The 19,437-nt window shown below is 69.8% G+C and carries 14 protein-coding genes and 1 pseudogene; 13 read left to right on the forward strand and 2 right to left on the reverse strand.

Annotated elements, in window-relative coordinates; genetic code table 11:
- The first annotated feature begins 13 nt into the window (after positions 1 to 13).
- The 6 genes from ABZT06_RS45235 to ABZT06_RS45260 all read left to right on the forward strand — a co-directional run bounded on the left by ABZT06_RS45235 (position 14) and on the right by ABZT06_RS45260 (position 9,430).
- Positions 14 to 985, forward strand: a complete 972-nt coding sequence (locus ABZT06_RS45235; protein ID WP_355754566.1) for a cation:dicarboxylase symporter family transporter — start codon at positions 14 to 16, stop codon at positions 983 to 985.
- A complete protein-coding gene (locus ABZT06_RS45240; protein WP_355754539.1) occupies positions 985 to 2,136 on the forward strand; it encodes a glycerate kinase in 1,152 nt (383 codons plus the stop codon). Before ABZT06_RS45235 ends, ABZT06_RS45240 begins: the two co-directional genes overlap by 1 nt.
- 42 nt (positions 2,137 to 2,178) lie before the next feature.
- Positions 2,179 to 3,078 (forward strand): LysR family transcriptional regulator, encoded by a 900-nt coding sequence (locus ABZT06_RS45245; protein WP_355754541.1) that lies wholly within the window; start codon positions 2,179 to 2,181, stop codon positions 3,076 to 3,078.
- Positions 3,079 to 3,191: 113 nt separating this feature from the next.
- Complete coding sequence (locus ABZT06_RS45250; protein ID WP_355754543.1) at positions 3,192 to 4,277, forward strand: tartrate dehydrogenase; 1,086 nt, start codon at positions 3,192 to 3,194, stop codon at positions 4,275 to 4,277.
- A 375-nt stretch (positions 4,278 to 4,652) separates the two neighbouring features.
- Positions 4,653 to 8,330: a S8 family serine peptidase gene (locus ABZT06_RS45255; RefSeq protein WP_355754545.1), complete on the forward strand. Its 3,678-nt coding sequence runs from the start codon at positions 4,653 to 4,655 to the stop codon at positions 8,328 to 8,330.
- 98 nt (positions 8,331 to 8,428) lie between these two features.
- On the forward strand, positions 8,429 to 9,430 hold the full coding sequence (locus tag ABZT06_RS45260) for a LuxR C-terminal-related transcriptional regulator (protein WP_355754547.1): 1,002 nt from the start codon (positions 8,429 to 8,431) through the stop codon (positions 9,428 to 9,430).
- A gap of 62 nt (positions 9,431 to 9,492) precedes the next feature.
- Here ABZT06_RS45260 and ABZT06_RS45265 read toward each other — a convergent pair whose 3' ends face one another.
- Entirely contained in the window at positions 9,493 to 10,053 is a 561-nt protein-coding gene (locus ABZT06_RS45265; protein WP_355754548.1) for a DUF5134 domain-containing protein, read from the reverse strand.
- A gap of 18 nt (positions 10,054 to 10,071) precedes the next feature.
- On the opposite strand from ABZT06_RS45265, the gene ABZT06_RS45270 reads away from it, so the two are divergent.
- Together ABZT06_RS45270 and ABZT06_RS45275 are read left to right on the forward strand one after the other, a co-directional pair.
- Positions 10,072 to 10,593 (forward strand): nucleotide disphospho-sugar-binding domain-containing protein, encoded by a 522-nt coding sequence (locus tag ABZT06_RS45270; protein WP_355754569.1) that lies wholly within the window; start codon positions 10,072 to 10,074, stop codon positions 10,591 to 10,593.
- Positions 10,594 to 10,925: 332 nt separating this feature from the next.
- Positions 10,926 to 11,600, forward strand: a complete 675-nt coding sequence (locus ABZT06_RS45275; RefSeq protein WP_355754551.1) for a hypothetical protein — start codon at positions 10,926 to 10,928, stop codon at positions 11,598 to 11,600.
- A gap of 19 nt (positions 11,601 to 11,619) precedes the next feature.
- Here the strand turns inward: ABZT06_RS45275 and ABZT06_RS45280 are convergent, their stop codons facing one another.
- Positions 11,620 to 12,549, reverse strand: coding sequence for a sugar phosphate nucleotidyltransferase (locus tag ABZT06_RS45280; protein ID WP_355754553.1), 930 nt, complete (start codon positions 12,547 to 12,549; stop codon positions 11,620 to 11,622).
- Between the two features lie 985 nt (positions 12,550 to 13,534).
- Between ABZT06_RS45280 and ABZT06_RS45285 the strand changes: the two genes are divergently transcribed.
- The 5 genes and pseudogenes from ABZT06_RS45285 to ABZT06_RS45305 all read left to right on the forward strand — a co-directional run bounded on the left by ABZT06_RS45285 (position 13,535) and on the right by ABZT06_RS45305 (position 18,916).
- Positions 13,535 to 13,747, forward strand: a complete 213-nt coding sequence (locus tag ABZT06_RS45285; protein ID WP_355754555.1) for a hypothetical protein — start codon at positions 13,535 to 13,537, stop codon at positions 13,745 to 13,747.
- 172 nt (positions 13,748 to 13,919) lie between these two features.
- Positions 13,920 to 15,445 (forward strand): annotated as a pseudogene (locus ABZT06_RS45290) (hypothetical protein).
- 1,469 nt (positions 15,446 to 16,914) lie between these two features.
- Positions 16,915 to 17,751, forward strand: a complete 837-nt coding sequence (locus tag ABZT06_RS45295; protein WP_355754557.1) for an alpha/beta hydrolase — start codon at positions 16,915 to 16,917, stop codon at positions 17,749 to 17,751.
- Positions 17,744 to 18,364, forward strand: coding sequence for a TetR-like C-terminal domain-containing protein (locus ABZT06_RS45300; RefSeq protein WP_355754558.1), 621 nt, complete (start codon positions 17,744 to 17,746; stop codon positions 18,362 to 18,364). The genes ABZT06_RS45295 and ABZT06_RS45300 overlap by 8 nt, the downstream gene beginning before the upstream one ends.
- 111 nt (positions 18,365 to 18,475) lie before the next feature.
- Positions 18,476 to 18,916, forward strand: a complete 441-nt coding sequence (locus tag ABZT06_RS45305) for an SRPBCC domain-containing protein (RefSeq protein WP_355754561.1) — start codon at positions 18,476 to 18,478, stop codon at positions 18,914 to 18,916.
- Positions 18,917 to 19,437 lie beyond the last annotated feature (521 nt).

A 19,437-nucleotide genomic window follows, 5' to 3' on the forward strand; every position in this document is an offset into this window, starting at 1 on the left:
GTTCCTCACGGGCATCGTGCCCAACAGTTTCTTCGGCCCGTTCGTCGAGGGAAACATCCTCCAGGTCATCTTCCTGGCAGTCGTCTTCGGCATCGCGATCAAGATGGTGGGCAAGCCGGGCGAGCCGATCATCGCGGCCGTGGGGCGACTGACCGAGGTCGTCTTCAAGGTCCTGTCCTTCGTCATGAAGGCCGCCCCGCTGGGCGCCTTCGGCGCGATGTCGTACGCCATCGGGAAGTTCGGCCTGTCCACCCTCACCAGCCTCGGCTCGCTGATCGTCCTCTTCTACGCCACCTCGGCCCTGTTCGTCGTGGTCGTGCTCGGCGGGGTGCTCGCCCTGTACGTGCGGCTGAACATCTTCCAGCTCTTCCGCTACTTCAAGGAGGAGTTCTGGCTGATCCTCGGCACCTCGACTGCCGAGCCCGCACTGCCCGGACTCATGCGCAAGCTGCAGTTCATGGGAGCGGAACGGCCCACGGTCGGCCTGGTCGTACCGACCGGCTACAGCTTCAACCTCGACGGAGCGGCGATCTACCTCTCGCTGGCCACCCTGTACATCGCCCAGGCCACCGACACGTCCCTGTCGATCGGGCAGCAACTCGGGTTGCTGGCAGTGATGTTGCTGACCTCCAAGGGCGCGGCGGGTGTCGCGGGCGGTGGTTTCATCGCGCTCACCGCGACCCTGTCGACGGTCGGCTCCGTCCCGGCCGCGGGCATCATGCTCATCTTCGGCATCGACAAGTTCATGTCGGAGTGCCGCGCCCTGGTGAACTTCTTCGGCAACGCCGTAGCGACTCTGTTCGTCGCGAAGTGGGAGAACGGCCTGGACCTGGAGCGGGCCCGGCTGGTGCTGGCAGGCAAGGCGGGCGAGCCGCCCCTGACCACCGAGGCCGAAGACGTCATCACCGATGCCGATGCCGAAGCCGAAGACGTGCGGCCGGTCGCCGCGCCCGCCACCCCGCACACTGCCCCGGTGACGTCCTGATGGTGTCCGTACTGATTGCACCGGACAAGTTCAAGGGCTCTCTCAGCGCCGACGAGGCCGCCCGCGCCCTGGAGCGCGGCCTGCTGGAAGCCGCCCCGCAGGCCCGGGTCGACCGGCTCGCGCTCGCGGACGGGGGAGAGGGAAGCGTGGCCGCCGCCTGCGCGGGCCGGTTCAGCCCCGAGGAGATCACGGTGACCGGGCCGACCGGCCGCCCCGTCACGGCCGAGGTCGCGGTGCACGGCCGTACCGTCCTCATCGAGGCGGCGGCCATCTGCGGACTCGGCGTGCTGCCGGGCGGACGCAAGGCGCCGCTCTCGGCCACCAGCCGGGGCGTCGGCCAGGCTCTCCAGCACGCGCTGGCGGGCGGGGCGGACACGATCGTCCTCGCGCTCGGCGGGGTCGCCACCACCGACGGCGGCGCCGGCCTGCTGCAGTCCCTCGGCGCGACCCTGACCGGGGAGGACGGCACCCCGATCGGCCCGGGTGGTGCGGGACTCGCCGCACTGCGCACGGTCCAACTCGCCGACGTTCGCGCGGCCTTGGCCGGAGTCGACCTCGTCCTCGCCACCGACGTGGACAACCCGCTGCTCGGACCGACGGGCACGGCCGCCGTCTACGGCCCCCAGAAGGGAGCGACCGTGAGCGAGGTACGGGAACTGGACGACGCGCTCGCCGGTTTCGTACGGCGACTGGAAGCCGCGGGCGTCGCGGAAGCGGCAGGTCTTGCCGATGTCCCGGGGGCCGGTGCGGCCGGCGGGCTCGGGTATGCCGGGTTGCTGCTGGGCGGGCGGGTGCGGTCGGGGGCCGACTACTTCCTCACCCTGCTCGGTGCCGACGAACTGCTGGCCGGGAGCGCCTTCGTCGTCACCGGCGAAGGCAGCCTCGACGAGCAGTCCCTGTCGGGCAAGCTGCCGGTCGCGCTCGCCCGGCGGGCCCGTCGGCACGGCAAGGACGTGCACGCGGTGGCGGGCCGCTGCACTCTTCCCGCCAATCGGACCGCCGCCTACTTCCGCTCGGTGCAGGCTCTGACGGAGCTGACCGACCAGGACTGCGCGAACGACAGAGCCCTGTCGGCGCACCTGCTCGCCCAGTGCGGGCGGCTGCTCGCCGGCCGCTGGATCGGACGGGGCGCGACGGAAGCCGACGGGTAGGCTCACCCCGCCCGACGTACCAGCACAGAGCGGGGAGGCGCCTTGGACGCCCGGCAACTGGAGTACTTCCTCGCCATCGTCGAGCACGGCGGCTTCAGCAAGGCGGCCGCGGCCCTCCACGTGGCCCAGCCCTCACTGTCCCAGGCGATGGCGAACCTGGAGGCCGATCTCGGGGTGGCCCTCTTCCACCGGGTGGGGCGGGGCGTCGTACTGAGCGAAGCCGGTGCGGAACTGCTGGAGCCGAGCCGGCGCGTGCTGCGAGACCTGACGGCCGTACGGGACACCGCGGCCGCGCTCGCCGGGCTGCACGGCGGCAGCGTCGAGATCGCCACCATGCCTTCGCCCGGCATCGAACCGCTCACCACCCTCATCCACCGCTTCACCGAACTGCATCCGTCGGTGACGGTGAGCACCCAGGCCGCGTTCACCCCGGACGAGGTCGTCTCGCTGGTGCGCAGCGGCGCCTGCGAGCTGGGCCTGCTGGGCAGCGCCGCACCCGTGCACCCCTCCGGCATCGACGTCCTGCACGTAGAGGACCAGCCGTTCGTCGTCGTCGCCGCACCCGGCGGGACGATCCAGGACGACGTCACGATCGGGCCCGGAGACCTGGCGGGCCACAAGCTCATCGCCTCCCGGACCGGCAGCCTGATGCGCAGCATCGTGGACGACATCACGGCGGGCGGCACCGGAACCGAGATCGTGACGGTCGTGGACCACCGCACGTCGATCCTGCCGCTGGTCCTCACCGGGGTGGGTGTCGCGGTCCTGCCCTCCTCCTGGACGAGGCTGGCCCGCCGCTGCGGTGCCGCGGTCGCCCCGATCGAGCCGACCGCCCTTCTCCACGTGGCGATGGTCAGCCTGCCCGCGCACCTCACGCCTGCCGCGCGGGCGTTCCTCGCGCTCACCGGGTCGCTGGCCGAGCGGCGGGCACGCACTGCCTGACGCCGGACCGATCGGCCACACCTATACGTGGTATCGAAAGCAGGTCTTGGACGTGCTGTGACGTCGGTGTGTTGACTCGGACCGAACCGCACGACAGCGAGCCGGAGGCACCCATGACAGCCGCACCTCGCACGTTCCGCATCGCCGCCATCCCCGCCGACGGGGTGGGCAAGGAGGTCGTCGCCGCCGGGCGAGCCGTCCTGGACGCCCTGGCCGAGGACTCCGGAGGCGCCTTCGCCTTCCAGTGGCAGGAGTTCGGCTGGGGCTGCGAGTACTACGAGCGCACCGGGAAGATGATGGACGAGGACGGCCTCGACCAGCACAAGGACTTCGACGCCATCTACTTCGGCGCGGTCGGCTGGCCCACCGTCCCCGACCACGTCAGCCTGTGGGGGCTGCGCCTGAAGATCTGCCAGAACTTCGACCAGTGGGCCAACGTCCGCCCCGTGCACTTCCTGCCCGGCGTCCAGAGCCCTCTGCGCAAGGCGGACGACACCGAGCTCGACTGGGTCGTCGTGCGCGAGAACAGCGAGGGTGAGTACGCGGGCCTCGGTGGCCGCAACCTGGGCGGGCGCGGGCCCGGCGGTGAAGTCGCCGTCCAGTCGGCCCTGTTCACCGAGGTGGGCTGTGAGCGGATCATGCGGTTCGCCTTCGACCTGGCCCGCACCCGGGCGCACAAGAAGGTCTCCTCGGTGACGAAGAGCAACGCGCAGCAGTACGGCATGGTGCTGTGGGACGACGTCTTCAAGCGGGTCTCGCTCGACTACCCGGACGTGGAGACGGAGAGCGTCCTGGTGGACGCCATGTCGGCGAAGTTCGTGCTCAAGCCCGAGGACCTGTCGGTGGTCGTCGCCTCCAACCTCAACGCCGACATCCTCTCCGACCTCGGCAGCGCACTGGCGGGCAGCCTGGGCCTGGCCGCCAGCGCCAACCTCAACCCCGAGCGCCGCTTCCCCAGCATGTTCGAGCCGGTCCACGGCTCCGCCCCGGACATCGCGGGCCAGGGACTGGCCAACCCCATCGGCGCGGTCGGCAGCGCGGCCCTGATGCTGGAGCACTTCGGCCTGCCCGACCAGGCGGCCCGCCTGACCAAGGCGATCGAGGCCACGACCGGCGCGGGCATCCTCACCCGCGACGTGGGCGGCACGGCCACGACGGAGGACGTGACCAAGGCACTGATCGACGCACTCGACGCCTGACGTCCGAAAGCAGGCAGGAGAGCGCGCGGCGCGGTTCGTCCACCGGGCTGTCGACGTGGACGGTTTCCCATGGGAGTTGCCTCCGCTCTGGTAGTGCGAGTGCGCAGGGAAATGGTCCGCGTTCCCATGTGCTCCGTGTCAGCCGAATCCCTGCGGCCGACCGCACGGGGCCCCTCCCCGGCCCCCCTCCAGGCGTACGCGGATGTCCGACCATGGGGCCTACGACATCCGCCAATTCCCGTGGCCGAAGAGGGCATTGGCACTCCTCGGCCACACGATTCCCTTGAGCCTGTTTCCGCTCAGCGCCCACTCTGATCACTGGCTTCCGCTCACCAGGCCGGAAGCATTGTCAGCGTTCAGGGGAGGACGCCACCCATGCGAAGACTCCACGCCCTGTGGGCAGTGGCAGGAGCGGCAGGACTACTCACGGGCACGATCACGCCCGCCACGGCCGGTTCCGGAGCGCACGTCACCGCACCGGACGCCCCGTCGGTGACGGACAGTGCCGAGACCGCGGTCACCAGGACGCAGACCGTCACCCTCATCACCGGCGACACCGTGTCGCTCACCGTCCGCCCGGACGGCAAGTCCGCCGTCGACGTGCAGCGCGGCAAGGGCCGTGAGGCCGCCACCTTCGTGTCGAGCGAGAAGGACGGCGAGGTGAGTGTCCTGCCTGCGGACGCGATCCCGCTGGTCAACGCGGGCCGTCTCGACCCGGCCCTGTTCAACGTGACCCGGCTCGTGCGGCAGGGGTACGCGGACGCGAAGACCGGCACCACCCCGGTGATCGCGACGTACACGAAGGGCAGCGCGACGCCTGACGGCGCGCGCCGGACGCTCGCATTGTCGGCGATCGACGGCGCCGCGTTGAGCGCGAAGAAGTCGCCCGCCTTCTGGGCCGACATCGCCCCCGCGCTGGGCACCGACCCCACGGCGAAGGCCGCGAAGCGGCTCGGCGAGGGCATCGACAAGATCTGGCTCGACGGCAAGGTCGAGGCATCGCTCGATGTGAGTGTGCCGCAGATCGGCGCTCCTGAGGTGTGGAAGTCGGGCTACGACGGCAAGGGCGTCAAGGTCGCGGTTCTCGACACGGGCGTGGACGCCGGTCACCCGGATCTCGCCGGGAAGATCGGGGAGACGAAGAGCTTCGTGCCGGACGAGGCGGTGCAGGACGGCCACGGCCACGGCACCCATGTGGCGTCCACGATCGTCGGCTCGGGCGCTGCCTCGCAGGGCAAGCGCAAGGGTGTGGCGCCGGGCGCGGAGCTGCTGGTCGGCAAGGTGCTGGACAACACCGGACACGGCCAGGACTCCTGGATCATCGCGGGCATGGAGTGGGCGGCCCGCTCCGGCGCGAAGATCGTGTCGATGTCGTTGGGCGGCGACGCGTCCGGCCCCTCGGACGTGCTGAGTGAGACGGTCGACGAGCTCTCCGCGTCCACCGGCACCCTCTTCGTGATCGCCGCGGGCAACTCCGGCCCGTCCGAGCAGACCGTGGGCACCCCGGGCATCGCCGACTCGGCACTGACGGTGGGCGCCGTCGACAAGTCCGACAAACTGGCCTCGTTCTCCAGCCGCGGCCCGCGCCTCGGCGACTCGGCCGTCAAGCCGGAGATCACCGCACCGGGCGCGGCCATCACCGCCGCCCGCGCGGCCGGCACCTCCATGGGCACGCCGGTCGACGAGTACTACACGACGTCGAGTGGTACGTCGATGGCGACCCCGCACGTCGCGGGCGCCGCGGCGCTGGTCGCGCAGGCCCATCCGGACTGGACGGGGCAGCAGATCAAGGCGGATCTGGCGAGCACCGCGAAGACGAACACCGTCAACTCCGTGTTCGAGCAGGGCGACGGCCGGGTGGATGCCGTACGGGCAGTCAACCAGGGTGTCTTCGCGACGCCGGCCCTGAGCTTCGGCACGTACAAGGAGAGCGCCACCGAGGCGGACAGCAAGGACATCACCTACACCAACACCACTGACAAGGCAGTGACGTTGAAGGTGGCCTCGTCGCTCCCCGATGTCGCGCTGAACGCGGACACCGTGACCGTCCCGGCGAAGGGCACCGCCACCATCGGCGTCACCGTCGACCCGGCCAAGGAGAAGGCGGGCCGGTACACGGGCCACATCGCCGCGAGCGCCGACGGCGTCCAGGTCACCACCGCCGTCGGCTTCGAGAAGCAGGCGAAGACCTACAACCTGAAGGTGTCGCTGGTGGGCCGGGACGGCAAGCCGTCCACCGCGGCGTCGATCTACATGCTGCAGGAGATCAACGGCGCGTACCCGGACACGTACGGGTACATCGGCAAGGGCTACACCTTCAAGGTGCCCGCCGGTACGTACAACGTGGCGTCCTGGATCTCGACGTTGGACGCCGCCGGACTGGAGGCCGACACCTCGGTCGTCGGCAATCCGGAGATCAAGGTCGACAAGAACACCGAGGTCGTACTCGACGCCCGCAAGGCGGTGGAGATCAAGCCGAAGACCAAGGAGGACTCCGAGTTCCAGGGCTTCAGCACCAACTGGCACCGGGAGGGCCCGGGCAGCGCCTGGGGCATCACCTACAGCCAGGGCTGGTGGACCGACCACGTCTACGTGGCGCCTACCGAGAAGGTCACCGAGGGCATGTTCGAGTTCTCCTCGAAGTTCCGTCTGTACGCCAAGGAGCTGACGGCGAGCGTCACCAGCCCCGAGAAGTACGCGCTGCCCCTCGACTACGCGCACACATCCAGCGGTTTCCCGGTGAAGATCAACGGTGAGCGCACGGTCCGGGCGGTGGACGCGGGCAGCGGCACCGCGGCGGACTTCGACGGGCTCGACGTCAAGGGCAAGGTGGCGGTCGTTCGGGTGGGCGCCAAGGCGACGGCGGACGAGGCACTGGCCAACGCCACCGCCGCCGGGGCCGGTTACGTCCTCGCCTACCACGAGACGCCCGGATACTGGATCTCCTGGGTGGACAGCGCGACGATCCCGCTGATGACCGCCACCGGCGAAGACGGCGCGAAGCTCGGGGCCCTGCTCAAGAGCGGGAAGAAGGTCAGTCTGAAGCTGAAGGGCACCGCGGTCAGCCCGTACGTGTACAGCGTGATGTTCCCGCAGCCGGACGCCGTCTCGGCCGACCAGACGTACGACCTGAACAGCTCCAACACGGTGAGGCAGACGGTTCGCTATCACGGGGGCAAGGCCGGTCAGGTCGGCAAGGACGCCGTGTACAGGTACCGTCCTTGGCAGTTCGCCGACATCGCGACGATCGACAACGTGCAACTCGGCACGGAGCGCACCGAGTACTACAACGTCTCCGACAGCCGGATCTGGCACGCCGTCTATCCCGACACGAACGCGAACAAGCCTCAGTGGAACGCCCTGCGGACCTTCGACAAGGCGGGCAAGCTGCCCTCCGAGGAGTGGCTGCGCCAGGTCGTCCGCCCGGCGACCAGTCAGCAGTACGGCCTCTCCCAGCGCACCGGCGACAAACTCACCTTCGCGATCCCGGAGTTGAGCGACTCGGCACCCGGGCACTACGGGTCGGTGGACAACATCCTGGACACCGCGAAGGGCACGCTGTACAAGGACGGGCAGCTGGTCGGCGTCACCGCGCTCGGCGGGCTCGGCACCTTCGACGTCCCCGCGACGAAGGCCTCGTACCGTCTCGTGCTCGACGCCCGGCGCACGGCCGGCTGGGCCGCGTACTCCACCGGCAGCCACACCGAATGGTCCTTCGCCTCGGCGCACACGGACCAGCGGACGGCGCTGCCGCTGCTCTCGGTCGACTATGGCGTGGCGGGGCTCGACCTCCTCAACCGCGTCGACCGCAAGCACAAGTCGGAGCTCGGACTCGCCGTGCGCACTCAGTCGGGCAGCGTCACGGCCGCCGAACTGAAGGCATGGGTCTCCTACGACGACGGGACGTCCTGGAAGGAGGTGAAGGTGAAGCGCGGTGAGCTGGAGCTCAGGCATCCGAAGGGCGCCGAGTTCGTGTCGCTGCGGGTGCGGGCCGCAGACCGCGACGGCAACGCGGTTGACCAGACCGTACTGCGGGCGTTCGGTCTGAAGTAGGCGCCCAGCAGGGAGGCGACCTGAAGTGATCGGCCTGAAGTCAACGGTGTCCCGGGACTGTTAACAGCCTTAACAATGATCGCCTACGGTGTCGAGCCATGGTGGACACGGCATACGACACGGCAGACCGGACCCCCGCCGCGAGCCCCTGGGCCGCGGTGGGGGTCTCCGCGTTCGACGAGGTGCTGTACCAGGCGGTCCTCAACCAGCCCGACGCCGGCGCGGCGGGCTGGGCGTTGCTGACCGGTGCCTCCCTGACCAGGGTCCGCGAGGCCTGCGACAGACTCCTGACGCTCGGGTTGCTGCAACCACCGGACTCCATGGGCGGGTTACGCGCGGTCGACCCCCGGGTGGCGATCCGCGGGCTGATCCGGCGGCGCGAGACGGTGTCCGAGTTGCTGGCCGCCACCGCCGAGGAGATGGCGACCGCCTACGAGGCGGGGCTGCTGCGCGAGGAGCCGTCCCGGCTGATCGAGGTGGCCTCCGGCGAGGGCGCCATCGCGGCACGCCTGGAGGAGATGTACGCGCGCGCGGAACACGAGGTGTGCCTCTTCGACACTCCGCCTTATCTCGCCCCGGCCGCTCCGCAGGTGGATCTCCAGGCCGATCTGCTCAACCGGGGGATCGTCTCTCGAGGGATCTACGCGGCGACCGGCCTGGAGGATCCCAAAGTGCTGTCCCGCGCGCTCAGGATGGTCGAACTCGGCGAACAGGCCCGGGTGTTGCCGTCCGTGCCGCTCAAGCTGCTGGTGGTCGACGGATGCCGGGCGCTGCTTCCGCTGACCGCTTCCGTGGCCGGCGGTTACTGTGCCGTCGTGGTGTGGCACTCGGCGGTGACCGAAGCTCTGCAGAAGCTCTTCGAACTGGCCTGGCAGCAGGCGACGCCTCTGGGACAGGCGACCGAGGAGGGGGAACTCTCCGAGAGCGAGCGGACGTTGACCCGGCTGCTGGCGGCCGGGATGAAGGACGAGGCGGTGGCGCGTCATCTGGGGGTCAGTCTGCGGACCCTGCGGCGCCGGGTGAGCGAGCTGCAGGAGCGCCTGGGCGCGGCGAGCAGGTTCCAACTGGGGATGCGTGCCTCGCAACGCGGCTGGGTGTAGGTGTAGGTGTGGCTCCGGGGTGCCGGCTCGTGGTGGATGGTCCGGTTGTCCGGCTCTGAGTGTCAATGGTGCATGAGCAGCACGATGGCGGTACCCATGGCCGTCGATCCGTGCCAGAAACGGTCGTAGGTCCCGGCGAGGTCGGTGGAGAAACCCGCACTGCCAGGGCGGCCGCGCAGTGCGGGCATGTCTCGGGTCAACGACCGGAGAGCGTAAGCCAGCAGACAGAGCGTCAGTACGCCGGTGACCACACCGCCGATCTGCGCGTTCGTCGTTCCGCCGTGCCGCACCGGCATCCACGCCATGGCGGCCATGCCGACCGAGTGCGGCGACCTGCGCATGAGCCCGACCCATCTGGGACCACGGAGCCTGAGGACCGCGGTCGACGGGAACCACAATGCAGCGGCGGCGAAGAAGAAGGCCGTCCGCCCCGGTGACGGCCCGTCGCCGATCCCGTACCAGGGCATCACCGCCATGGCCGACGCCATGACGGTGTGCAGCAGACTGTCGCCTCGGCCGCGCCATCCGCAGCCTCGCGTCAGCACGGCCTGCCGGAGCGCGTACACGGCCGCGGCCGCGAACAGCGCTGTCAGCATGCCGTGCACGACAGAGGTGGCGCTCATGGCGCCTCGTTGGGCACGGTGTTCAACGCCGGCCCGCAGCTGCTGCGCAGTTTCGCCACCGGGATCGCCCCCCTGGGCGGCACTGTGGTCGTGTCGACGGGACAGACCGATCCCGACGAGCCGGGGCCGCTACCCGCGAACGTGCTCGCCCGGCGCTTCGTGCCGCAGCCGGAGGTGCTGGCCCGCGCGGCGCTGTTCCTCACCCACGGTGGGATGAACAGTGTCAACGAGGCCATGCGCGCCGGGGTTCCGCTGTTGCTGGTCCCGCAGGGCGCCGACCAGCAGATGGTGGCCCGCCGCGTCGTCGAACTCGGTGCTGGCCTGACGATGCACACCCAGCACATCACCAAGGACTCCGTACATCGTCTCGCCCGACGCCTGCTCCACGAACCGGGGTTCAAGGCAGCGGCGACGACCCTGAAGGCGGCTCAGCACAGGGCGGGCGGACACCGGCGGGCCGCCGACGAACTGGAGCGGTACGCGCAGGCCGCGGGCTTGGTCCATGACCCGCTTCCCCTCGATCCGTCGAAGCGAGGCTGAACGATGTCGATCCTCGCCGCCGCCCTGCTGCTGCTCGCCGGGGTGTCGGAAGCGGTCGGGCGCATCGTTCCCCTCCTCGCGCGCAGACCCGGCATGCCCCGCACCCTTGTCGCGGGGCTGTCGCTGGCCGCGGGACTTGTCGAGGGCGCCGTTTTCGCGCTGTGGCCGCTGACCGCGTGGAACCTCGCCGAGCTGGTCATGTCCACCCCGCCACCAGGAGAGAGCCTGCCGTGGACAGCCGGCCTGGTCGCCCCGCTGCTCCTCGCCGCCGTCCTCGCGTTCCCGATGCTCGGGCCCTTTCTCCATCTGCTGCCGGAGCGCCGGAACTGCGGGTGCTGGGCCAGGTACAGCCCTACTCACCGCTGGCCGACCCGCTGGCCGACCGGCCGGTGTGGGCGTGGCTGCGGCGGCGCATCGGGCTGCTGCTGTTCCTGCACAACGTCATGCAGGTCTTCGTCGCCGCCGACCACCGGTACCGCCCCCTGTACAACCGGGCCGTAGGCTCCCAGATCGGCACGCAGCTGCAGCTTGCCGGATACCGGCCCGGCAGCGGAGGTCCCGTGGTGCTGCTCAGTTACAGCGGTGGCGCCCAGGTCGCCACCGGCGCGGTCGAGGAACTGCACGCCCAGTTGCACGCCCAGTTGCGCGCCCCGGTTGTGGTGATCACGCTCGGCGGGTTCCACAACGGGGCCAACGACCTCACCCACGCCGAGCATGTGTATCGACTCACCAGCGCCGGCGACCGCATCGAGCGGGTCGGCACGTGGATCTTCCCGCAGCGCTGGCGCCTGTTGCGCCACAGCGGCTGGAACCGGGCCCGTCGTGCCGGGAAGATCACCGTGCACTGCCTCCACCCGGCCACGCACCTCGGGCCGAGCAGCTACATCAGTCCGAAGTGTCTGCTGCCCGACGGTCGTAGCTACCTGGACCACACGACCGACGCCGTGATCGCGCTTGTCCGCAGCCAGCGCGGTGCGGCGGCGGTGACGGACGAACCACGGTCGTGACGCCGGACCCGGAGGGCGGTCAGCGGCCGGCACCCTCCCGGCCGACGGCGGTGCCCTCGTCGTCGAGTCCGCCGACCATGCCGCGCAGGAGGGGGCCGTACTCGGGATGGGCCAGCGCATGTGCCATCTGGGCAACCAGGTAGTCGGCCGGGTTGCCGGTGTCGTACCAGCGGCCCTCGATGACCTGGCCGTAGACCGCGCGGGTGGCGGCGTATGAGTTGATGGCGTCGGTGAGGTAGATCTCGCCGGTCCGGTGTTCGTACCAGCGGCGGGTCTGCTCGCGGAGTTCGTCGACGATGCCAGGTGTGATGACGTATCCGCCGATGGCCGCGTACGACGACGGGGCGGCGGCGGGCTCGGGCTTCTCGACGAGGCCGGTGATGCGCAGCTGGCCGCCGCCGAGGTCCTCCTTGACGAGGGGCACGCCGTACCGCTGGGACTCGGTGGGGTTCATCGGCAGGAGGGCCAGCACCGGGCAGCCGGTTTGTTCATAGGCTCGGATCAACTGCTGGGCGCGGGGCACCTCGGCGACGAAGACGTCATCGGGCCACAGCACCAGCACCGGCTCGTCGCCGAAGGCCCGTGCGGCGTTCAGCACGGGAGTGCCGTTGCCGTACGGGCCGTACTGGTCGAGGTAGGTGATGTGTCCCCGGCGAGCCAGTTCGCCGACTTCTGCCACGGCGTCGGCGTAGGCCGTCTTGCCGTCTGCGCGCAGTTGTTCGACGAGAGTGGGGTTGGGGCGAAAGTGGTCCTGGATGAGGCTCTTGCCACCGGAGACCACGATCGTGATGTCCGTGATACCGGAGTCCACCAGCTCGCGCACGGTGTGTTCGATGACCGGCTTGTCGCCGACCGGGAGCATTTCCTTCGGCGTCGCCTTCGTCAGGGGCAGCAGACGGGAGCCGAGTCCGGCGGCGGGGATCACGGCCCGGCGGATCGTCGCAGACATCAAGGTGCCTCTCGATCGGGACGGCCAGGTCGGTGAAGCTCAGCCGATCCTGCCACGCCAGCCTCCTCTGGGGGTGTCGGGCTGGTCGTGCGGGCAGCCGGAGCACAGCGCCGATGCCCTTTGCTCCACTCGTAGAAGTCCACGATCTCTGGGCGCCGTTCCGCGTCACGAGCCTCGACCCGTGCCTCGGCCCGTTCGGCGACAGGACCGCCGCAGCCGATGGGCCGCACCCCGACCGGCTCTTGCCTGTGCGCGTTGACCTTGCCGTCCATCAGGTCCCCTCTCGGAGTGTTTCGCGCGTACTGGAAGAGACCGGGCACGCGCCCTGTTCGTGACACCTGTGCTCGGCGGGATTCCCCTCGGGCGACAGTTCTTCCCTCAGCAATCAGCACGGAAATCATGTCGGGAACAGTAGGAGCTTCCTCGTCGATGCACTCGCCGCCGGGGATACGCGAAAGCCACGACGACCGGGTCGCGTGCCGGGCCGTCGGCGCTTTGGGGCGGGGGACGTCCGAGCGCAGCTGTTCGGCCCCCACTACCGACGGGATACGACGCACACTCTTACCCTGACGCCTGACAACCCTCCTTTCCCCGATCAGCCGATGTCCCCCATGGTTCCGTGGAAGCGTTCTGGGCGGCCCGCCGCTCCGGAGATTCTTGTCGCCAGTGTCGACACCGTCACAGAACCTCGGGCTGCCCGGTCATTATCTGCAGACGGCTGTGTGAGCCCGGGCATGCGCGGCGTGTGGAGGTGAAGCACCGTGTCATACAGGACCGGGTCTCAGTAGTGATCCGAGGTGGGGAAAGACAGCGGTGAAACTGCTCGAGAACGCCGAGCCGCCTCTCGCCTCCAAGGGCGAACCCGATTCACGGTGACCACGCCGCATGAGTCCGGCCGAGTGCTCACCCCGGTCGGCGAGGACCAAGGAGCCGAGCGGGCCCGCTTGCCTGCACGGCGTTCCACGAACTGACAAAGGAGACAACTGTGTTCGAGCAGCGGACAGAGGCCGAGATGAGGCTGTACTCCGAGAAGACGGCCAGAGAACTCGCCCTGCAGAGGCTGAAGAAGGAGAGCGATGTCCCGGAGGACGGCGACGCCACCGAGGATGGTGCCCTCAGGGATACGCCCGCGTCGGCCGACGAGGCGCAACTGGCCACGGATACGACGGTCACCAGGAATCCAAAGGGAGCTGAATGACTGCCGATGCCGGCCTGGCAAGGGCGCGTCCAACGCCGACAACGCCGTCGAGGCAGTCGCTGCCCCGCAGGAGAGGCAGAGTTGACGGAATCCCAAAGGTTCCCGTGGGCCTGGGGCGGCGGTATGGAAATCCACCGGCCGTTCGACCACAGTCTTGGCAGGATGTCTTCCTGTGAACCATGTACTGTGCGGGCTTGCCGCCAATACGGCTCTGCCGTTCGAGCTGGTCGACCGGCTGGTCTCGGTCGCGGACGCGGACATCGCAGAGTGCCTCGCGGGTCGCGGCGACCTCAGCCGAGAGCAGGCGCTCGCCCTGGCTTCATGGTTCGCGGAAAACGCTGCGCTGCTCGCGTACGAAGGTCTGCTGAGCGCCGCCGACGTCGATCCCGTCGTACGGCCGCAGGCCGCGCTCGCCTTGCTCGACGACGGGGCCGGTGCCCCCGAGTGGGCGCGGCTCTTCGCGGCGGATCCGGAGGTGGAGCGTCGGGAGAAGCTGGCCGCCTGCCCCGGACTCCCGCCTGATGTGCGGGAGACGCTGGCCGCCGACCCGGACGTAGGCGTCGTCGCGGAGCTCGCGTTGTGGACGACGGCGGACATGGCCGCCCGACTCGCGCGCCATCTGCATGCCGAAGTCCGTCGCGCGGTGGCGGCCAACGAGGCGACGCCACCGGATGTACTGGCGATGCTGGTCACCGGCGAGGGGCTGCTTCCCGCGGAACGGTGCCTGGTCTGTGACCGTGAGGAGACGCCCTTCGTGCACGATCCGCAGTGCGCCCGGCGCGACTGCGATCTGCGGTCCGGGGCCTCGTGCTCGGGATCCCACGAGTCCACCATGCTTGAGTTGGCTGCGTTGGCGCTGCAAAACCCTGCCACGCCTGCCGAAGCCGTCGTCCAGTTCGCCGACCACCCCTCGATGCTGCTGCGCTGCCGACTCGCGGCCCGTCCCGACCTGCCGCCGCAGGTGCGGGCGCGGCTCGCCGGTGACCCTGAGCCCGGTGTGCGAGCCGACCTCGCCGGGAACCCTGGGATCGAGGACGCCCTATCCGTACGTTGGCGACCGATCGTGGCCATGACGTGCAGCGCAGGCTCGCGCACAACCCTCGCGTGCCCCTCGACGTCCTGTCCCGCCTGGCCGGCACCGTCAAGACCGGCCCGGCCCTCCTGCCGAGGATTGCGGCCGCCTCGCCCGCCGAGGTCAAGGAGCTGTCAGGGTCGTCGAATCCGGCGGTGCGGATGCTCCTGGCTGAACGGCGCGATCTGCCGGCCGAGATCCGCGACGCGCTGGCCGCCGACCCCGACGCGAAGGTGGTCAAGTCCATCGCGCCCCACCCGGGACTGTCGCAGACACAGCTTCGCGGCATGGTCGAACGGCACGGGGTTCAGGTCATCTCCAAGGTGGCAACCAACCCGGACGCACCGCCGGCACTGCTGGAGGACCTGACCACACACGTACCGCCGGTGCGGAAGGCATTCCGCGAGATCGCCCGGCACGGCAACGCCACGGGCCCGGCCCTGCTCGCCTGTTTGGAGGACACGCTGGCACGGCCCATAGCCGCCGGGCACCCGGCGCTCCCGCCGCCGGTCATAGCCGGACTACTCGCCGACGACGACTGGCGAGTCGTGGAAGCGGCTGCCGCCAACCCGTCGCTGCCGCCGGCCGTGATGTGGGATCTGGTGCCTGAGCCGAACAGCGCATAGAACCAGCGAAGGGTGCCGCCCAGCCGTGGGCGGCGCCCTGCACGAGGTCAGGCCGCGTGCCCCAGGGCGCCCAGGCCTCCGTCGCCCGGGCCGGCACGGTCGTCTTCGCGGCCATGACCCCGGCCCACGGCAACGGGTCGTCGTCGACCACTGAAGGGCCGGTTCAGAGCGCGAGGCGGCTGCCCATCGACCGCGCGGCCTCGGTGTGGGAGAGGTACTCCACGATGCTGTGGGCCCGGTCGCGGGCGTTGAGGACGCCGACGACGGCACGGAGGCCTTCGCCAAGGACGCGACGTTCATCGCCCGCACGGGTTCGTCCTCGGGCGGTGCGCGGGAGCGGACGCCTGGCCCCCGACCGGCACTCGGATGCGGCTCTGGCTCGGGCCCGGCACCTCGCCGACACCACCCCTTTCCGCGGCCCGCTCAACCGGTGGATCGACGTCCTGTGCGGCACGGCTCCACGACCCAGCTGGCCGCCCGCCCCGTCGACCGTCTGCTCCTACCTGCGTCTGGCCGCGCTCGCTGCGCACCTGGCACGACAACGGCGTCACCGATCTGCGGGCCGTCACCCGTACCCACATCGAGCAAGCCCTCGAACCGGTCCAGGGAGAAGCCGTCAAGTCCCGGGCCACCGGCCTGCGCTCGCTGTTCCGCGCCCTCAAACGGGAAAGACTCATCTATCCGCGACCCGGCCCGCACCTCTCCCTGACCACCGCAGTCGTGCTGCCCAGGGCGCGCTGGCCGAGGACATGCTGCGCGGCACTTTCGACCGCCTGCCCCACGCCCGCGACCGGCTCAGCTTCGTGCTCGCCGCCGTGCACACCCTGAGCACCCATGATCAGCGTCACCTGTTGCTGGACGACCTCGACCGCAGCCGTGCCACCCTCTTGTGCGCCCTACCGGCAAGCCCGTCCACAGCGTCTACCTTGACGAACTCACCCCGCCTGGCACGGCAGTGGCCGGCCGAACGCCACCGACGCCGGCCCGCCGCTACCTGCTGGCCACCGGCCATACCGCCACCGACGACACCCAGCCCCCGGTGTCGATCCAGGCGATCAACAAACCTCTGCGCGCCCACGCCACCAGGCGGGCCGCCTGCGTGTGGACCACATCCTCGACGAGGCTCAGCCACCGACGATCCCCTCCACCCCATCCGCCTCTTCGGTCTCTCTCCCCGCACCGCCATGAAGTACATCCACGCCGCGCACCCGCACCGCAGCCAGAGCGATCTGATCGTGTCCCGAGCAGCACGAGCTGTAGGCATGTGAGGTGCTTGGGCACTCCAACCTGGAACGTTGCGGTGATGAGGGTCCCCGTAGTTCTCGCGGAAAAACAGCACTGCGCCGTGCGGCAGCCCATTGCTGTGGGCTCGGCCCCTGATCGAGCGCGGCTGGGTGTGGCGTTGACCCTCATAGCTAATGTGACTAGTCTGCAGCTAACAACATTAGCCATCTTGTTGGAGGACGGGCATGACCGAGCACCTGAGAATCGGCAAGAACACCATCGCCTTCGACGTGACCGGGGAAGGTCCCCTGGTCGTGCTGGCGCACGGAATCGGCGACAGCCGGCACTCCTACCGCTTCCTCGTCCCCGGCCTGGTGGCCGCCGGTTACCGGGTCGCGAACGTCGACATCCGCGGGTGCGGGGAGTCCAGCCTCGGCTGGGACGGTTACAGCCGCACCGACATCGCCGGAGACCTGGTCGCCGTCGTGCGTCACCTCGGCGGCCCGGCCGTGATCATCGGGCAGTCGATCAGCGGCGGCGCCGCGACCATCGCGGCCGCCACCGCGCCCGACGTGATCAGCGCAGTGATCGAGCTGGCTCCGTTCACCCGTGCCCAGCCCCTCGACCTGGGCGGGCTGATCCGGGTCAAGCGCTTCCGGACCGGATACATGCGGATGGCGCAGGTCATCGTCCGGGGGCGCGTGGCGGACTGGAAGAAGTACCTCGACGTGGCCTACCCGGCCAAGCCCGCCGACTGGAACAGCGAACTGACCCGCATCGAGGCCACCCTGAGTGAACCCGGCCGAATGAAGGCCCTGCAGGACATGTGCAAGTCCAAGCCCACCGACGCCGGCGCCCAACTCGCCCACGTCACCTGCCCGGTCCTGATCGTCGAAGGCAGCCTGGACCCCGACTGGGCCGACCCCCGCGCCGAAGGGGCGAAGATCATCGCCGACCTGCCCGCCGGCCTCGGCGAACTCGCCGTGATCGACGGCGCCGGCCACTACCCGCACGCCCAGACTCCCGACCAGGTCCTCGCGCTGGCCCTGCCGTTCCTGGCCAAGGCGGTTTCCGGTGCCTAGGGCCGGACTCACCGCCGCGACGGTCACCGAAGCCGCCGCCGCCCTGGTCGACGAGGTCGGATTCGACCAGCTCGGCATGGGCCTGGTCGCCGAACGGCTCGGGGTCAAGACCCCCTCGCTGTACAAGCACGTCACCGGTCAGACCGACCTCGCCCACCGGATCGCCATCCTGGCCATGAACCAGTGCGCCGACGCCATCCGCGACGCCATCCAGGGCCGGTCCGGCACCGAAGCCCTGGTCCGCGGCGCACAGGCGATGCGGACCTTCGTCAAGGACCACCACGGCCGATACGCCGCAGCCAACGCCGCACGCCCGACCGGACCCGACGACCCCCTCATCGACGCCCTCAACCGAGTGGTCGACTCCTGGGCGGCGATGCTGCACGGCTACCGGATCGACCCCGACCAGCAGATCCACGCGCTGCGGATGCTGCGCACCGTCCTGCACGGATACGCATCCCTGGAAGCAGCCGGCGGGTTCCGGTTCGCCACCGACATCGACGACAGCTTCACCTGGATGATCGACTTCATCGACCACGGCCTGCGGGAGACCACGGCCACCGGCATCCACGGCGCCCCCTCCCACAGGGCCGCGCCGGGCAGGACGCTCTGACCCGCCGCGGACCGCGCCCCACACCGTTGCCCGGCCCCACCGGCCACCGGTGGGCCACTCGCTCGCCGAACCCCCGCCCCTGTCCTTCACCAGCCAGAAGTGGAAACCACCATGAAGCCGGTCCTCACCGCGGTCATCGACATCGACGCCACCCCTCAAGCGGTGTGGGACGTCCTCACCGACTTCGCCGCCTACGGCGAGTGGAGCACCTTCTCCGCGGCCGAGGGATCCGCCCAAGTGGGAAGCCGGCTCACGATGCGCATGCCGGGCATGACCTTCAGGCCCACGGTCACCGTCGCGACGCCCGGCCAGGAACTGCGGTGGGTCGGCACACTCGGCATCAAACAGCTGTTCCACGGCCGGCACTCCTTCATCCTTTCCCCCAACCACGACGGCACCACCCGCCTGACCAACCACGAGGAATTCTCCGGCGCCCTGGTCACCCTGATCCGGCCCTTCCTCAGAACACCCAAAAAAGACGGGTACGCCGCCTTCAACACCGGCCTCAAGCAGCGAGTGGAAGCCCACACCGGACTCGGGCCGGATGTGTGAGGTGCCGTGGGTCGCGGGAATCGCGATGGCTGCCGCGATGCCCTGCCCCAGCTCTCATACTGCTGACCTCTGCGGTGAAACCGGCCAGCCACGGTGACTCACTCAAGGGCTCAACATGAACGGGGTCCCAGATTCGGTGACCGTGCTGGAGATGGGACCGCAATACGAGCGAGAAGGGCTTCGCTGTGCTGCGGAAGGTCTCCCAGCACACCAACACCAAACTGACCCATGTCGCTGAACAGGTCCTCAACCATGCCCAAGGCGTGGCGTTGCCCGACGTCCTTCACAAGGAACTGCGTGCAACCCTGACCCGCCATGGCCCGGCTCGCGCCCCATCTGAGAGGGACGGCCGGGGCCGTCCTACAGGGGCCGGTGTCCGTTGACGACACCGCTGGGGTCGTCAACGGAAGCGGTAGGAGTGTTGGGCCGTCGGCACTCGGCCGTTGACCGCGATCCCTGACTTCGGGCGTCGCCTCACTGCTGGGGATTGCAGTCGTAGAGGGCGAAGCTGCTGTCGGTGT

Origin of the sequence: Streptomyces sp. NPDC005483, from assembly GCF_040606035.1 — a bacterium.
In the GTDB taxonomy this organism is placed as follows: Bacteria; Actinomycetota; Actinomycetes; order Streptomycetales; family Streptomycetaceae; genus Streptomyces.

Excerpts from the sequence above, each read along its gene's own strand:
- ABZT06_RS45265 (WP_355754548.1), bottom strand. The coding sequence starts at position 10,053 with ATGAGCGCCACCTCTGTCGTGCACGGCATGCTGACAGCGCTGTTCGCG.
- ABZT06_RS45250 (WP_355754543.1), top strand. The coding sequence starts at position 3,192 with ATGACAGCCGCACCTCGCACGTTCCGCATCGCCGCCATCCCCGCCGAC.
- ABZT06_RS45260 (WP_355754547.1), top strand. The coding sequence starts at position 8,429 with ATGGTGGACACGGCATACGACACGGCAGACCGGACCCCCGCCGCGAGC.
- ABZT06_RS45255 (WP_355754545.1), top strand. The coding sequence starts at position 4,653 with ATGCGAAGACTCCACGCCCTGTGGGCAGTGGCAGGAGCGGCAGGACTA.
- ABZT06_RS45295 (WP_355754557.1), top strand. The coding sequence starts at position 16,915 with ATGACCGAGCACCTGAGAATCGGCAAGAACACCATCGCCTTCGACGTG.
- ABZT06_RS45240 (WP_355754539.1), top strand. The coding sequence starts at position 985 with ATGGTGTCCGTACTGATTGCACCGGACAAGTTCAAGGGCTCTCTCAGC.
- ABZT06_RS45280 (WP_355754553.1), bottom strand. The coding sequence starts at position 12,549 with ATGTCTGCGACGATCCGCCGGGCCGTGATCCCCGCCGCCGGACTCGGC.
- ABZT06_RS45305 (WP_355754561.1), top strand. The coding sequence starts at position 18,476 with ATGAAGCCGGTCCTCACCGCGGTCATCGACATCGACGCCACCCCTCAA.